This window comes from Bacillus sp. B-jedd, from assembly GCF_000821085.1.
Taxonomy (GTDB): domain Bacteria; phylum Bacillota; class Bacilli; order Bacillales; family Cytobacillaceae; genus Bacillus_D.
The window spans coordinates 2,685,543-2,702,332 of the sequence record NZ_CCXR01000001.1 but is presented as its reverse complement, the minus strand read 5'-3'; the positions used below and the strand labels follow the sequence as shown (position 1 = coordinate 2,702,332).

Genomic DNA, 16,790 nt, shown 5'->3' with positions numbered 1-16,790 from the left:
AGTTTAGCAGCGTACCATAAAATAGTCGGGGAGGATTACTAATGCAATTCAAAACAATTGATGAAGCAAACAGGGCGGTAATTGATAAGATTTCGGGATCAGCACCATTTCTTGTCGATGTCGTTCCGGCAAAAGAAAAAATCAAGGAACTGACCGAAGGCAAAGTCTTGCTCCATGCAGGTCCGCCAATCAAGTTCGAAGATATGACCGGTCCAATGCAGGGCTCCTGTGTCGGCGCATACCTTTTCGAGGGCTGGGCTGAAACAGAAGAAGAAGCAAGGCGCGCTCTTGAAAATGGCGAAGTTAAATTTATCCCTTGCCATCATGTGAACGCGGTTGGTCCAATGGGCGGCATCACGTCTGCAAACATGCCGGTTCTCGTTGTTGAAAACCGTTCAGAAGGCAATGAAGCATACTGCACAATGAACGAAGGAATTGGAGCAGTTCTTCGTTTCGGCGCTTATTCCGATGAGGTCATTAACCGTCTGAAATGGATGAGGGACGTACTTGCCCCAACAATTGCAAAAGCATTGAAGCTGACAGACGATGGCCTTAACATCAATGTAATGATTGCTAAAGCTATTACAATGGGTGACGAATTCCACCAGCGCAACATCGCGGCATCCCTGATCTTCCTGAAGGAAATCAGCCCATACATCGTACAGCTTGATATCGATGAGAACGAAAAGAAAGATGTAATCAAGTTCCTTGCCGATACTGACCAGTTCTTCCTGAACATTGCCATGGCGACAAGCAAGGCGGTTCTTGATGGAGCAAGAAAAATCGAGCACGGCACAGTTGTAACTGCAATGACCCGTAATGGGAAGGATTTCGGAATCCGCATCAGCGGCATGGGTGATCAGTGGTTCACTGCCCCAGTTAATACTCCGCAAGGACTATTCTTTACTGGATATTCCCAAGAAGATGCCAACCCTGATATTGGCGACAGCGCGATTACTGAAGCTTTCGGTGTAGGCGGCATGGCCATGATCGCGGCTCCTGGCGTTACGCGCTTTGTTGGTGCCGGCGGCTTTAAGGATGCTTTGGCAACAAGCAACGAAATGATGGAAATCTGTATTGACCAAAACAGCAACTTTACAATTCCAACTTGGGATTTCCAGGGTGCATGCCTTGGAATCGATGCAAGAAAGGTAGTCGAAACTGGCATTGAGCCAGTCATCAACACTGGTATTGCCCATAAGAAAGCCGGCGTTGGCCAAGTAGGAGCAGGTACTGTCCGCGCTCCAAAGGAATGCTTTGAAAAAGCTCTCGATGCTTACGCTGTGAAGTTAGGCCTAATCGAGCCTCAAGCTTAAGCAATAAAGCCATAAATACAACTGGATCCAGAGGAATATCACAAAAATATTCCTCTTTTCCTTTATTATCAACCAACAAACGGAGGAAAATATAATATGTCTCAAAAGGTAGTCATCGCATTGGGCGGAAACGCCATTCTACAGCCTAAACAGGAAGCCACTTTTGAAAACCAGCTTGAAAATGTACGCAAGAGCAGTGAAATCATTGCCCGTATTGTTAAAAACGGCCATACAGTCATTGTCACACATGGAAATGGTCCGCAGGTTGGAAACATCCTTCGCCAGAATGAAGAAGCAAAAGACGTTGTCCCTCCATTCCCTCTTGATGTTTGCAGCGCTGAATCACAAGGCTTCATTGGCTACATGATGGACCAGACGCTGAAAAATGAATTGAAGAAGCTTGGTCTCGACAATCAAGTTGTCAGCATGCTGACGCAAACAGTTGTTTCAAAAGAAGATCCAGCATTTGAAGATCCTACAAAGCCGATTGGTGTATTCTTTAGCGAAGAAGAAGCTAAAAAATTGGCAGAAGAAAAGAATTGGGTCGTCGCAGAGGACGCCGGCCGCGGCTGGAGGCGTGTGGTTGCTTCCCCTATGCCACAATCGATTCTTGGATCGGATCTCATTAAAAAGCTTACTGATGAGCGTGTAATTGTTATTGCAGCAGGCGGCGGTGGTATTCCTGTTGTCCAAAATGAAGATGGCACACTTACTGGCATTGAAGCTGTAATTGATAAGGACCGGAGCGGCTTCAGGCTTGCTGAAGAGGTAAAGTCCGATGTATTCATGGTTCTGACAGATGTGCAAAATGTGTATGTGAACTATGGCAAGCCGGATCAGAAAGCATTGACTCATGTCACTCTTGAAGAAGCATATAAATATGTGGAAGAAGGACAATTCTCCGCAGGAAGCATGGGACCAAAAGTGGAAGCAGCCATTAGATTCGCAGAACAGGGCGGCCGGGCGATCATTTGCTCGCTTGACCAGGCAGACCTTGCGATGGAAGGAAAAGCCGGCACGCATTTTACAAAATAAGCAAACTTCCAAAATAACATGGTATCTGCCTTCGCTAAAGGTTACACTTATGCAAGGGCGGATACCCTTTTTATATTCGTTGCCGGGAGGAGGGGAAAGATGAAGGAAGCCCGTTCATTTAAAAAGGAACTTATTTATTCATTTTTATTAATCACATTTTTTTCAATAGCCTTTTTAGGCATTTTTCAAATTTATCAGTTATCCTCCCTAGTGGAAGAAAACCAAAAAAGCCAGGCAACGACAACAAAATATCTAGCTGATTATATTAGCAATTATATTTCCGAGCATAAAAAGGTCATTCAGACTGAGGCTCTCAATGCCGGCCGTCTTTTTGAAAACAATGATTTGGATATTATCCAAAAACAGCTGAAGGATATTAAAGCGAACTATCCCGGATTTGTTAATTTATATGTGGGCGATAAAAGGGGGCAATCGATCCTCTTTTACCCTGAAGTTTATACTGACGGGGCCCGCCGCCAAAACTTGAACTTCAGCGACCGTTCGTATTATAAGGAATTATTAAAGACGAAGGATACAGTAGTCTCGCCCGTCTTCCACGGAAGGGGCGGAACGGATATATTATTAGTAACGATTGTTTCTCCGTTAGTAGACGAAAAGGGAGAAATGATTGGCTATGTACTCGGCGCATTGGATTTGAATGCACTTGGAGAACATATCCAGAGAAGGAATTTTGGTGAGGAAGGCTATGCGGTAGTCATAGACCAAGAAAAGAATGTTGTTGTGCACCCTCACTTTGATACTCGAAGGGAACTGGTCAATCTTTCACAATCTGAGATTGCCCGTTATATAGATGCCCGTGATAAAGACAGGGGCAGCAGCTTTTTTAAACTTAAGAATCCAAATGAAGATATTTATATCACATACGAAAAAGTGCCACCGCTCGATTGGACTGTCTGGGTTGCAAAACCGACTGACGCCATTACAAAAACATATAAGAATGCGCTTATGACCATCCTGATATTCCTGCTGCTGACTGCTGCTGTTATGGTGGGGGTAAGCCTGTTGATGACCAATAGGCTGGAAAGGTCCATTCAACAACTCCTCGGCTATATAAAGGAGTATACGAAGGGCTTTAAAGAAATACGCTCCAAGCCTCATAAGATACAGGGGCCGAAGGAAATGGAAGAGCTATTTTATTATTTCAACCATATGATTGATGAGGTTGACAAAAACCGGTCTGGCTTAATGGAACTGAATAAAGACCTTGAAGCAAGGGTCCAGGAAAGGACAGCGATCCTCGAGAAAAAGAACTCAGAGCTTAAAGCGGTCAATAAATTGATTACATCGGTTTCCACTGATAAGGACCTGGCCCAATTCATTCAATATTGCCTGCAGGAGATTGAACAGTTTATGGATTATTCCATCCATGTGTGTTTCAATGACCTGGCCGTCACAAATAGGACGATTTATACAAATCAAAACCTGATGCAGTATTTAAATGAGCAAATGAAGGGCGAACAGCAATATATGGAACCTATCCAAATCGAAAAGAATAATAGAGGATTCCTCGTTGTCGATTTGTCGGAACAGCAGACGATTTCAGTCAGCGATCAGGAGTTCCTCCGCACATTTGCTGGCTCTCTTGCTGTCATGCTCCAAAATAAGTTTTTGTTTGAAAGAACCAGGAATAAACATGCGGTTCTCGAGGCTGTTCTAGAAAGTATGTCTGAGGGCCTGATCATGCTCAACAATCAAAAAGAGGTAGAGTATGTCAACGAGTTTTTCCTGAAGGTAGTTGCGGTTGATGATGAGGATGACGATGATGAAGCCATTCCTCCACGGAAAACAACTGAACTTGCCAGCCTTGATGATGTATACAGAAGGTTCTTGCAGCTGTTTGATGTAGATAAGGAAGAGCTGAATGAGTTTTTTAGCGACCAGAGAGACGAACTGAAGCTTCAATACAGACAAACAAGTAAAAAGCCGAAATATTATTTGCTTCACAATTTCACTGTTGTCCTAGATGATGAAAGAATTGGCGAGGGACTTGTCCTTAGGGATATTACAAAAGAAGAAGAGATTGATACACTTAAAAATAACTTGATTTCACTTACTTCCCATGAATTTAAAACCCCGATTACAACTATTAAGGGAAGCGTTGAAACTTTGCTGCGCTCGGAAGTTGAGTGGGAGCCTGAATTTGAGCAGGAACTGCTGGAAGGGGTCCACGAGGATATAGAGCGGATCCAGCACTTGGTCAATGATTGGCTGGATATTTCAAAAATCGATTCGGGCGCAATGTATGTAGAGCCAAATACAATACGGGCAGACCATGTAATCGAACTTTCTATGGAATCGATACCTAAAACGCTTAAAGAAGACGCCATAATGGAATTTCATAATCATCTTGAGGAAGGTTATACCATCTATGCGGATAAAATGCGTGTCCAGCAAGTGCTGATCAATTTAATTACAAATGCGCTTCGCTACAATGATTCACATCCTAAAAGAGTCGATATTTTCCTTGAAGAGGAAAATGGTTATACAACCATTTCGGTTACCGATAATGGAATCGGCATTTCCGAAGACCATCTTGAAAAAATCTTTAACCGCTTTTATCAGGTTGATGTTACAGCCACGAGAAGAACTGGCGGCACAGGCCTGGGACTTGCCATTTGTGCCGGGATTATGGAAGCCCATGAGGGCAGGATCAAAGTAGTGAGCGAACTTGGCATGGGAAGTAAATTCACCTTATATTTTCCAGATAGGAAAGGGGAGGAACAAATTTGAAAAACCAGAAGATTTGCGTAGTCGACGATGAAATGAAAATCCTTCGCTTCGTATCGGCCAACCTTAAATCAATCGGTTATGAGGTAACCACTGCGAGTTCCGGGGATGAACTGTTTGAAAAATACGATCTGTTTTCACCTGATTTGATTTTACTCGATATAATGATGCCGGGGCAGGATGGATTTTATGTCCTTGAAAAGCTTCGGAAATTCTCGGATGTGCCGGTTATTATGCTGACAGCGAGAAGCAACCCGAAAGATAAAGTGCAGGGCCTTAATGTAGGTGCCGATGATTATCTTACAAAGCCTTTTTCCCTGGATGAACTATTTGCGAGAGTGAACGCAGTCCTCAGGAGAAGCCACACGGCGCATTCAGAACCCAAAACGAACCAAAAGTCTGTTGTCCGCACAGGCGAGCTCACTATCGATATGGGAAGCAGCCGCTGCTGGATTAATGAAAAGGAATTTAAACTTACACACACTGAGTATTCTGTAATGGAAATTTTAGCTCTTAACTTAGATAAGGTTGTGCCCCACGAAACAATCCTGTCGGAAGTATGGGGACCACAGTATAGGGATGATATCGATTACCTCCGGGTAGGCATTGCCAGAATCCGCAGAAAATTGAAAGATGCGCTTTCCGTTAAGGAAGAATATATCGCCACTTATCCTGGCCTCGGCTATATGTTAAGGAGCGTGCCAGTTGAATAACGAAAGAAAATCCCGTTTACCTTTTAGGTGAGCGGGATTTTCTTCCTTTAACAGTATTTTAATGCCGATCTGGAATGGTGGACTTGATAGCAATGGTTATTAATACCTGTGAAAGTGAAATTTTTAACGACTTTTAATCTTTTTGCAATGTAATGGCTTACAATTTTTATTCGTCTGCAATGCAGTTTATCTTATATTGTTAATGAAACAACGCACTAATTATTTTTAACTGGCTATTCGCCACAAAGTATGTCAGGAGGAAGGCAAAATGGAAAAAGCAGTAAAACAAAATGAGGCACCGGAAGCCTCCCAAAAGGGAATTCCCTATTGGATTAAAATTGTTACAGTATTCTTCTTGGGATGGATTGCACTTTATGCTACACGTGCGATTTTGAACCCGATTATGGGGAATATTGAGCAGGAATTTAATTTATCCGGAGCACAGCTTGGATTAATCAGCAGTATCTTCTTCATTGGATACGCAGGTATGAACGTCCCTTCAGGTATTCTTGGAGATAAAATCGGTAAGAAAAAAGTATTGATACCAGGATTTATCATGTTCGGTATCCTTGCAGCTGTTACTGGATTCATGCCATCTTTCGCGCTTTTCATGTTTGCATGGCTATTGGTTGGTATTTTCCAAGGTTTCTATTACGGTCCACAGTACGGCCTTTCATCTGAAGCTATTCCGGCAAAGCATATTACTGTCGGAAGCGCTATTATCAACAGCGGTATGGCGTTCGGTTTGTCCCTCGGATATTTTATCTCGAGTTACACAGTTGATACGCTTGGAATGAGCTGGAGAACACCTTTCTATGTTATTGCTATTCCAGTAGTATTGATTGGACTTGCAATGTGGTGGGTCATTAAGGATAAACCAAAAACAGCTCAACAGAAGGCATCTGAAAATGGCGGCCAAAAGTTAAGAGCGAAAGACCTCTTCAGCAAAAACCTTATCTTTGCTTACATTACAATTTTCTGTGCGATTTACGCTTTCTTCGTAGTTGTTACTTGGATTCCTTACTACCTGCAGCATGCACGCGGAATTGAAGGAACAGAAGTTGCAGTTGTCTCATCATTGGTTCCTTGGGCAGCAATCCCAGGTTCAATTCTGTTCAGCTGGGTTGCAGACAGAATGGGTAAACGACGTCCTGTCCTGTTGATCATGATTCCACTATCAATAATTGCTATCGTTTCAATCGTTGCATTCGACAGCATGTATGTCCTTTATGCAGCCCTTATCGGCTATGGTATCTTTGGTAAAATCAGCACAAACCCTGTCCTTGTTGCAGTCGTTGCTGACAATGCACCTAAGCACGCATTAGGTACAGCATTTGGAGTGTACAACTTCATCGGCATGTGCGGATCCATCCTGGCTCCTTACATCACAGGTTGGCTAACAGACAAAACAGGCACTTTGAATGCCGGCTTCTATTTTGCGGGCGTCCTTCTCTTAGTCGCACTGATTTCTGTTATGTTCATTAAGGAAGATAACAGGCCTAACGTTGAAGGCGCAGTTGCAAAATAATCTGCCCTAAAAAAATATGTTTCATAAAGAAGCGGGAAACGGAATGTTTCCTGCTTCTTATTTTTTTAGCTGCCTGGTAGTATAATGGTTTAATATGTCTAAAAATCAGGAAGTGAAGCAATGAATCAATCAATGCCGAATGCGGCTTATATCCATATTCCATTTTGCCGGCATATTTGCCATTATTGCGATTTTAATAAATTTTTTCTAAAGGGACAGCCTGTTGATGAATACCTGGAAGCACTCCGGGAAGAAATCCATCTTACCCTGGAACATGCACCTTCGGGTAAATTAGGGAGCATCTTCGTCGGAGGGGGCACCCCAACAGCACTCAATGAGATTCAGTTGGAAAGACTCGGGGAAATCATAGGGGAAAGTTTTAACATAGACGCAGAGGCCGAATATACCTTTGAAGGAAATCCGGGCGATCTCACCCCCGCGAAGCTGGAGATTTTAAAAAGCATCGGAGTAAACAGGCTCAGCTTGGGTGTCCAGTCCTTTAATGACAGTCTGTTGGAGAGGATTGGACGGAGCCACAGGGCAAGGGATGTTTACAAAACAGTTGAAGATGCAAAAAAGGCTGGGTTTGAAAATGTCTCAATCGACCTTATATATGCCCTTCCGGGACAAACAATGGACGATTTTAAGGATACACTTCTAAAGGCCTTATCATTGGACCTTCCCCATTACTCCGGTTACTCACTCATCATCGAACCAAAAACAGTCTTTTACAATTTGATGAAAAAAGGGAAACTCCCTCTGCCAGGTGAGGATGCCGAAGCAGCCATGTATGAATTGCTTATGGATGAAATGCAGAAACACGGCTTGCTACAGTATGAAATCAGCAATTTTGCAAAAAGAGGGTTTGAAAGCAAGCATAATCTAGCTTATTGGGATAACAGCGAATATTACGGTTTTGGAGCCGGAGCGCACAGCTATCTCAAAGGAGTCCGCCGCTCGAATATAGGACCGCTTAACAAGTATTTATCCAAAGTAGCAACGGGTGAATTTCCAATTCTGGAAGAGAATAGAGTAACAAAGGAAGAGGCAATGGAGGAAGAAATGTTTCTTGGATTGAGGAAGACTGAAGGCGTGAGATTTGGCCATTTTGAAGAGAAATTCAGTGTGCCGCTGGAATCGATTTTTTCCGAGCAGCTGGAACATTTGTCGAAAAAAGGCTTAATCGAAGCTTCAGGCGGCAGCATTCGGTTGACTAGAAAAGGAATGCTACTTGGAAATGAGGTTTTTCAATCTTTTTTAATGAATTAACATATGCCGATTTTCAATCGTAATCATTGACACGACCGGGCCGGTTTTGATACTTTATTAGTAGAATTAGCACTCGGGATAAATGAGTGCTAACAGAGGTGATGAACGTTGCTGACTGATCGCCAATTACTTATTCTGCAGGTCATAGTTGATGAATTTATCAGGTCTGCACAACCTGTCGGTTCGCGGAGTTTGTCAAAGCAAGGAAGTATTTCATTCAGCTCCGCCACAATTCGGAATGAAATGGCGGATCTTGAAGACCTTGGGTTCATAGAAAAAACCCATACATCTTCTGGGAGGATTCCTTCCGAAAAGGGGTACCGTTATTATGTTGACCATCTTCTTGCCCCGGAAAAAATAGATGCAAAGGAACTCGCGAAAATAAAATCGATTTTTGCCGAAAGAATTTTTGAATTCGAAAAAATCATTCAGCGCTCGGCGATGATCCTTTCGGAAATGACGAGCTATACATCCATCATGCTGGGACCGGCCGTTGAGGAAAACAGGCTGAGGAAGATTCAGATTGTCCCACTTAATAAGGAAACGGCCATCGCCATCATTGTCACTGATACTGGGCATGTTGAAAATAAGACAATCCAGCTGCCGGTTTCAATGGATGCCGGGGATCTTGAAAAAATGGTCAACATCCTGAATGAAAGGTTATCAGGCATCCCGCTCCTCGATTTGCGGGATAAGCTCTATAAGGAAGTGGCTGTTTTACTCCGCCAGCATATCAGCAACTATGATATTATGCTCCATATGTTATCGGAAACGCTGAATATGCCGGTTAGTGAAAAGCTGTTTTTCGGAGGGAAAACCAATATTCTTAGCCAGCCGGAATTCAATGATATTTCCAAGATTCGCAGCCTGCTTTCAATGATTGAGCAGGAACAGCCAGTCTACGAGTTAATTAAGAATAGTCCGGCAGGAATCACGATCAGGATTGGCCGTGAAAATGATAACCGGGCTATGGAGAATTGCAGCCTAATAACGGCCACATATGCGATGGGCGATGAGAAGCTTGGAAGCATCGGAATTCTTGGGCCGACCAGGATGGAATATTCACGGGTTGTAAGCCTGCTGCAGATAATGAGCAGAGACTTATCAACTGTCCTGACAAAACTGTATCAAATGAAATAGCTGTGGAAATATTGAATGTGGGCGGATGCCTTATCCCGCTCTTTTTATTGGCTTTTTAAAGGATTGTAATGGAATGAGCCTTTAAGGGAGGTGAGCAAATTGACAGAAGAAAACAAGAAGACTGATTTTGCCCAGACGGAAGAAGTGGAACAGAACGAGCCGGTGCTTGCTGATGAAGAAACTGCCTCCGAAAAATCAGAGGCAGCTGAAGAAACTGACAACACGGCTGCGATGGCTGCTGAATTTCAGAAAAAACTTAATGAAGTTGAAAACCGCTATTTCAGGCTACAGGCTGATTTTGACAATTATAGGCGCCGGGTTAAGCTTGACACCGAAGCAGCCGAAAAATACCGTGCCCAAAACCTTATATCCGATATTCTACCAACCCTTGATAACTTTGAAAGGGCATTGAGTGTTGAAGTGGACGGAGAACAGGCCGCTTCACTGAAACAGGGAATGGAAATGGTTTACCGGGGATTGCTTGGTGCTTTGAAGAAAGAGGGGCTTCAGCCAATCGAGGCAGTCGGCAAACCGTTTGACCCGAATTACCACCAGGCGGTCATGCAAGTGGATGACAGTGCTTATGAATCAAATACAGTGGTTGAAGAATTTCAAAAAGGGTATTTGCTAAAGGATAGGGTAATCCGCCATTCAATGGTAAAAGTCAATCAATAGGATGCCCGTCTACATATTCGGAATTGGAGGAAATGGATTATGAGTAAAATCATTGGAATAGACCTTGGTACGACTAACTCCTGTGTTGCCGTACTTGAAGGGGGAGAACCTAAGGTAATCCCGAATCCGGAAGGAAACCGCACCACTCCGTCAGTCGTTGCTTTTAAAAATGGCGAGCGCCAGATTGGTGAAGTGGCCAAACGCCAGGCTGTTACAAATGCCAATACCATTATGTCCATTAAAAGGCATATGGGAACAAGCCATACAGAAGAAATTGAGGGCAAGAAATATACACCGCAAGAAGTGTCCGCCATTCTTCTTCAATACTTGAAATCCTATGCAGAAGACTACCTTGGTGAAAAGGTAACAAAAGCAGTCATTACTGTACCTGCGTACTTTAATGATGCTGAGCGCCAGGCAACCAAGGATGCGGGCCGGATTGCGGGCCTTGAAGTGGAAAGGATCATTAACGAGCCTACCGCTGCTGCATTGGCTTACGGCCTTGATAAAATGGAAGAAGATCAGACAATCCTTGTTTACGACCTTGGTGGAGGTACATTCGATGTATCGATCCTTGAGCTCGGGGATGGGGTTTTCGAGGTAAAAGCAACTGCCGGCGATAACCGCCTTGGCGGCGACGATTTTGACCAGGCTGTTATTGATTACCTGGTTGACCAATTCAAAAAAGAAAATGGGATTGATCTGTCACAGGATAAAATGGCTGTTCAGCGCTTGAAGGACGCGGCTGAAAAAGCGAAGAAAGACCTTTCCGGGGTTACGTCAACCCAGATTTCATTACCGTTTATCACAGCTGGTGCTGCCGGACCGCTTCACCTCGATGTGACATTGACAAGGGCGAAATTTGATGAGTTGACCGCTAATTTGGTCGAACGGACAATGGGCCCTACCCGCCAGGCATTGAGTGATGCCGGTTTGTCCGCTTCCGAAATTGATAAAGTCATCCTCGTGGGCGGATCGACAAGGATTCCGGCTGTCCAAGAAGCAATTAAGCGCGCGACAGGCAAGGAACCGCACCGCGGAGTCAACCCTGATGAAGTTGTGGCAATGGGTGCGGCAATCCAGGGCGGTGTCATTTCCGGGGATGTAAAGGATATTGTCCTTCTAGACGTTACCCCGCTTTCGCTCGGAATTGAAACAATGGGCGGAGTCATGACGAAGCTGATTGAACGCAATACAACCATCCCGACTTCCAAGTCGCAGATTTTTTCTACAGCTGCGGATAACCAGACTGCAGTCGATATCCATGTCTTGCAGGGGGAACGCCCAATGGCATCGCACAACAAGACGCTTGGCCGTTTCCAATTAACAGATATTCCGCCTGCTCCACGCGGCATTCCGCAAATCGAAGTATCATTCGATATAGACAAAAACGGAATAGTAAATGTCCGCGCCAAGGATCTTGGCACAAACAAAGAGCAGCAAATTACAATCAAGTCTTCCACAGGCCTGAGTGATGAAGAAATCCAGCGCATGGTCAAGGAAGCTGAATTGAACGCTGATGCTGATAAAAAGGCGAAAGAAGAAGCCGACCTCCGCAACGAAGCGGACCAGCTTGTCTTCACGACAGAAAAAACATTGAAGGATCTTGAAGGCAAAGTCGATGCTTCGGATGTGGCGCAGGCCAATGAAGCAAAAGACGCTCTCAAGGCCGCCATCGAGAAGAATGACCTCGAAGAAATGCGGGCTAAGAAAGATGCGCTTCAGGAAATCGTCCAGAATCTTTCTGTCAAACTATATGAAGAAGCTGCAAAGCAAGCCCAGGCACAGCAGGGCCAGGAAGCTGGAGCTGAAGGCGGCGCACGCAAGGATGACAACGTCGTCGACGCCGAATTCGAAGAAATCAAAGACGAGAAATAAGATAGAGGCCCGCTGAGGAGACCCTGTGGAAAAAGTCAAAGTCACGTTCACCGGCTTTGGCTTTTTCTATGGATTGCCTCAAAGGGCTTCCTAGCTTTATATTGTTTAACATCCTTATGGATGTTACAATTATTTTTATGTGAGATTTTGCGGGAGTGGTTAGATGAGCAAAAGGGATTACTATGAGGTTCTGGGGATCGGGAAAGGTGCTTCCAAGGATGAGATTAAAAAAGCATACCGGAAGCTATCAAAAAAATTCCACCCGGATATAAACAAGGAACCTGATGCGGATGAAAAGTTCAAGGAAGTAAAAGAGGCATATGAAACGCTGAGCGATGACCAAAAACGCGCCCACTATGATCAATTTGGGCATACTGACCCGAACCAGGGCTTCGGAGGCGGCGCTGATTTTGGCGGCGGCTTTGGCGGTTTTGAAGATATATTCAATTCATTCTTTGGGGGCGGCGGGGCGAGAAGACGCGATCCAAACGCACCAAGGCAGGGAGCCGATCTCCAATACACGATGACAGTTACCTTCGAAGAAGCTGCATTTGGCAAAGAAACGGATATAGAAATCCCGCGCGACGAAACGTGTGAAACGTGCCATGGCACGGGTGCTAAACCGGGGACCAGCCCGGAAACATGTCAGCATTGCCATGGAACAGGCCAGCTGAACGTCGAACAAAATACCCCATTTGGCCGAATTGTCAATCGCAGGGTATGTAATTACTGTAATGGAACAGGCAAGGAAATCAAGCATAAATGCTCAACCTGCGGCGGAGAAGGCAAGGTCAGAAAACGCAAGAAAATTCATGTGAAAATCCCGGCAGGCATCGATGATGGCCAGCAATTGCGGATGGCTGGCCAGGGAGAAGCCGGCGTCAACGGGGGGCCTCCTGGGGACTTATATGTCGTCTTCCACGTAAGGCCGCATGAGTTTTTCGAACGCGATGGGGACGATGTGTACTGTGAAATGCCTTTGACCTTCGTCCAGGCTTCTTTAGGGGATGAAATTGAAGTTCCCACCCTTCATGGAAAGGTGAAATTAAAAGTTCCATCCGGGACCCAGTCAGGGACAAAGTTCCGCCTTCGCGGGAAAGGCATCCCGAACGTCCGTGGTTATGGAACCGGCGATCAGCATGTGATCGTCCGTATTATCACACCAACGAAATTATCGGATAAGCAAAAGCAGCTGCTGCGCGAGTTCGCGGAAATCAGCGGGAATGCACCGCTTGGAGAACATGAAGAAAGCTTTTTTTCAAAAGTAAAACGCGCCTTCAAGGGCGACTGAGAATGGGGCAATCGCAATGAAATGGTCTGAAATCAGCATCCATACAACAAATGAGGCAGTTGAACCAATTTCCCATATCCTTCATGAGGCTGGAGCTAGCGGAGTGGTCATCGAAGACCCATTCGAATTGATTAAAGAACGTGAGGATCAATTCGGGGAGATATACCAGCTTGATCCAAATGATTATCCGGAAGAGGGAGTTATTGTGAAGGCTTATCTGCCCGTCAACAGCTTCCTTGGGGAAACGGTAGAAGCAATTAAGGAATCCATCAATAATTTGATTATCCACGATATTGACATCGGGTTGAATAAAGTAACCATCTCCGAGGTTAACGAAGAGGAATGGGCAACAGCCTGGAAAAAGTATTATAACCCAGTAAAAATATCCGAGCGGTTCACAGTCGTGCCGACATGGGAAGAGTATACACCAGTCAATAGTGATGAATTGATTATTGAACTTGATCCCGGCATGGCTTTCGGGACTGGCACCCACCCGACAACCGTCCTGTGCATACAGGCGCTGGAACGCACGGTTAAGAGCGGGGATAAAGTAATTGATGTGGGAACCGGGTCAGGGGTGCTGAGCATCGCAGCGGCCTTGCTCGGTGCTGCCTCCATAAAAGCATATGACTTGGATGATGTAGCCGTTAAAGCAGCTAAGCTGAATATCAAACTGAACAAAGTCCAGGACAGGGCCGTAGTTGCCCAGAACAACCTTCTTGACGGAATAGAAGGGCAATCGGCAGATGTAATTGTCGCCAATATCCTGGCCGAGGTGATTGTCAGGTTTACTGAGGATGCAAACCGTGTACTCAAACCGGGCGGCATTTTCATCACATCAGGCATTATTCAGGCAAAAAAGGACTTGGTCATGGATGCCCTTATAAATGATGGATTTACTATCAAAGAAACCATGTTGATGGAAGACTGGGTTGCGATCATTGCCCAACGAAACTAGAAAATGTGAATTCGGCATCCGTTAAGACTCGCGGATGCCTTTTCATTTTGTATATTCATTTTAGTGACTTTAGGCGCAACTTTTAGTAAAATAGAAATATTGCTTGCAAAGGGGTGCTGAAGGTGCAGCGCTATTTTGTCAATAAACAGGAACAGGGGCGCTTCATTCTTGAAGGTGAGGACCGTCATCATATCGTAAAGGTTATGAGAATGACTCCGGATGAGGAGATTATTTGTGTTGATCCGGCCGGCAGGAGCGCTCTTTGCAAAATTGCAGAAATTACCGATGAAGCTGTTATGGCCGATATAGTAAAATGGAATGATGAAACTGCTGAATTGCCGGTCCATGTTGCCATCGCATGCGGTCTCCCAAAAGGGGACAAGCTCGAATGGATTATCCAAAAAGGAACGGAAATGGGAGCCCATCGCTTCGTTCCCTTTACCGCAGCCCGATCTGTGGTTAAGCTCGATGAAAAGAAGTCAGGCAAAAAAGTGGAGCGCTGGCAAAAAATTGCGAAGGAGGCTGCCGAGCAGTCCCATCGGAATCATGTGCCGGAGGTGACAGTGCCAATGGATTTCCAGTCCCTTTTGAAGGCCAGCGATGCCTATCAATTCAAGCTTGTTGCCTATGAAGAGGAAAGCAGGTCCGGAGAAACTTCTGTTTTTCGCGAAACACTCAGCCAAATAAAAACAGACGATTCGTTGTTCATTGTATTTGGGCCTGAAGGAGGACTTTCCGAAAAGGAAGTCATGCTATTGAAAGAGAATGATTTTAAGCTTTGCGGGCTCGGCCCGAGGATATTAAGGGCAGAAACCGCCCCGCTTTATGCGCTGGCGGCGATCTCCTACCAATTAGAACTTATGAGGTGAGTTTACATGCCTACAGTCGCGTTTCATACTCTTGGATGCAAGGTGAACCACTATGAAACAGAAGCAATCTGGCAATTGTTTAAACAGGAAGGCTATGAGCGGGTCGAATTTGAATCTGCTTCGGATGTTTATATAATCAATACATGCACAGTCACGAATACCGGAGATAAGAAAAGCCGTCAGGTCATCCGCAGGGCGATCAGAAAGAATCCTGACGCTGTCATTTGTGTTACAGGCTGTTATGCCCAGACCTCTCCCGCGGAAATCCTCGCGATTCCCGGCGTGGATATCGTTGTGGGGACACAGGACCGCGTGAAAATGCTTGAATATATCGGGCAATACAAGCAGGAGCGCCAGCCTATCAATGGTGTCTGCAATATTATGAAGAACCGGGTTTATGAGGAACTTGATGTGCCTGCATTTACCGATAGGACAAGGGCATCGCTAAAAATACAGGAAGGCTGCAATAACTTCTGTACTTTTTGTATCATTCCTTGGGCACGGGGCTTGATGAGATCCCGGGATCCAAAGGAAGTAATCCGCCAGGCCCAGCAGCTTGTTGACGCGGGTTACAAGGAAATCGTTTTGACCGGCATCCATACCGGCGGATACGGTGAGGATATGAAAGATTACAACCTAGCCGCCCTTCTTCGTGATTTAGAGGCCGAAGTAAAAGGCTTGAAACGCTTGCGGATCTCTTCGATTGAAGCGAGCCAGATTACAGATGAAGTCATTCAGGTGATCAATGACTCGAAGTTGGTTGTCCGCCATCTTCATATTCCGCTTCAATCCGGATCGGATACTGTTCTGAAAAGAATGCGCAGGAAGTATACGATGGAATTTTTCGGCGAGCGTCTTGATCGGCTGAAAGAGGTGCTTCCAGGCCTTGCAGTCACTTCCGATGTGATTGTAGGTTTTCCAGGTGAAACAGAAGAAGAGTTCATGGAAACCTATAACTTCATCAAAGCGCATAAATTTTCCGAGCTTCATGTATTCCCATATTCCAAGCGGACCGGGACACCGGCTGCAAGGATGGAGGACCAGGTTGATGAGGAAGTGAAAAATGAGCGCGTCCACAGGCTTATCGCACTTTCCGATCAGTTGGCGAAGGAATATGCTTCCCGTTTTGAAGGGGAAGTCCTTGAAGTGATTCCTGAAGAGGAGTTCAAGGAAGGGGAAAATAAAGGGTTATATGTCGGTTACACTGATAACTATCTGAAGGTTGTTTTCCCTGCGAGTGAAGATATGGTTGGCAAAATTGTTAAAGTGAAAATCGCCAAAGCTGGCTATCCTTACAATGAAGGACAATTTGTCCGTGTGTTGGAAGATGAAGAAGAGGCGCTCATAGAAGCAATCTTGTAAAAACAACT

Annotated in this window: 13 protein-coding genes; all 13 read left to right on the top strand. The window is 45.0% G+C overall.

Features of this window, described 5'->3' with window-relative positions:
• The first annotated feature begins 41 nt into the window (after positions 1-41).
• The 13 genes from BN1002_RS13415 to mtaB all read left to right on the top strand — a co-directional run bounded on the left by BN1002_RS13415 (position 42) and on the right by mtaB (position 16,782).
• Positions 42-1,316: a YlbE family protein gene (locus BN1002_RS13415; protein ID WP_048825620.1), complete on the top strand. Its 1,275-nt coding sequence runs from the start codon at positions 42-44 to the stop codon at positions 1,314-1,316.
• Between the two features lie 96 nt (positions 1,317-1,412).
• Positions 1,413-2,351 carry a carbamate kinase gene (gene arcC, locus BN1002_RS13410; RefSeq protein ID WP_048825618.1) on the top strand — a complete coding sequence of 313 codons (939 nt, stop codon included), beginning with the start codon at positions 1,413-1,415 and terminating at the stop codon, positions 2,349-2,351.
• A gap of 99 nt (positions 2,352-2,450) precedes the next feature.
• On the top strand, positions 2,451-5,102 hold the full coding sequence (locus BN1002_RS13405) for a sensor histidine kinase (RefSeq protein WP_048825616.1): 2,652 nt from the start codon (positions 2,451-2,453) through the stop codon (positions 5,100-5,102).
• On the top strand, positions 5,099-5,812 hold the full coding sequence (locus BN1002_RS13400) for a response regulator transcription factor (RefSeq protein WP_082036239.1): 714 nt from the start codon (positions 5,099-5,101) through the stop codon (positions 5,810-5,812). The genes BN1002_RS13405 and BN1002_RS13400 overlap by 4 nt, the downstream gene beginning before the upstream one ends.
• Before the next feature lie 268 nt (positions 5,813-6,080).
• Positions 6,081-7,340: an MFS transporter gene (locus BN1002_RS13395; RefSeq protein WP_048825614.1), complete on the top strand. Its 1,260-nt coding sequence runs from the start codon at positions 6,081-6,083 to the stop codon at positions 7,338-7,340.
• A gap of 132 nt (positions 7,341-7,472) precedes the next feature.
• Positions 7,473-8,609: a radical SAM family heme chaperone HemW gene (gene hemW / locus BN1002_RS13390; RefSeq protein WP_048827945.1), complete on the top strand. Its 1,137-nt coding sequence runs from the start codon at positions 7,473-7,475 to the stop codon at positions 8,607-8,609.
• Positions 8,610-8,717: 108 nt separating this feature from the next.
• Complete coding sequence (gene hrcA / locus BN1002_RS13385; RefSeq protein ID WP_048825613.1) at positions 8,718-9,749, top strand: heat-inducible transcriptional repressor HrcA; 1,032 nt, start codon at positions 8,718-8,720, stop codon at positions 9,747-9,749.
• Positions 9,750-9,848: 99 nt separating this feature from the next.
• Positions 9,849-10,424, top strand: a complete 576-nt coding sequence (grpE, locus tag BN1002_RS13380) for a nucleotide exchange factor GrpE (RefSeq protein ID WP_048825611.1) — start codon at positions 9,849-9,851, stop codon at positions 10,422-10,424.
• A gap of 39 nt (positions 10,425-10,463) precedes the next feature.
• On the top strand, positions 10,464-12,302 hold the full coding sequence (gene dnaK, locus BN1002_RS13375; protein WP_048825609.1) for a molecular chaperone DnaK: 1,839 nt from the start codon (positions 10,464-10,466) through the stop codon (positions 12,300-12,302).
• A 163-nt stretch (positions 12,303-12,465) separates the two neighbouring features.
• Complete coding sequence (gene dnaJ / locus BN1002_RS13370) at positions 12,466-13,593, top strand: molecular chaperone DnaJ (protein WP_048825608.1); 1,128 nt, start codon at positions 12,466-12,468, stop codon at positions 13,591-13,593.
• Between the two features lie 16 nt (positions 13,594-13,609).
• A complete protein-coding gene (gene prmA / locus BN1002_RS13365) occupies positions 13,610-14,551 on the top strand; it encodes a 50S ribosomal protein L11 methyltransferase (protein WP_048825606.1) in 942 nt (313 codons plus the stop codon).
• A 122-nt stretch (positions 14,552-14,673) separates the two neighbouring features.
• Positions 14,674-15,420: a 16S rRNA (uracil(1498)-N(3))-methyltransferase gene (locus BN1002_RS13360; RefSeq protein WP_048825604.1), complete on the top strand. Its 747-nt coding sequence runs from the start codon at positions 14,674-14,676 to the stop codon at positions 15,418-15,420.
• Between the two features lie 6 nt (positions 15,421-15,426).
• On the top strand, positions 15,427-16,782 hold the full coding sequence (gene mtaB, locus BN1002_RS13355) for a tRNA (N(6)-L-threonylcarbamoyladenosine(37)-C(2))-methylthiotransferase MtaB (RefSeq protein ID WP_048825602.1): 1,356 nt from the start codon (positions 15,427-15,429) through the stop codon (positions 16,780-16,782).
• Positions 16,783-16,790 lie beyond the last annotated feature (8 nt).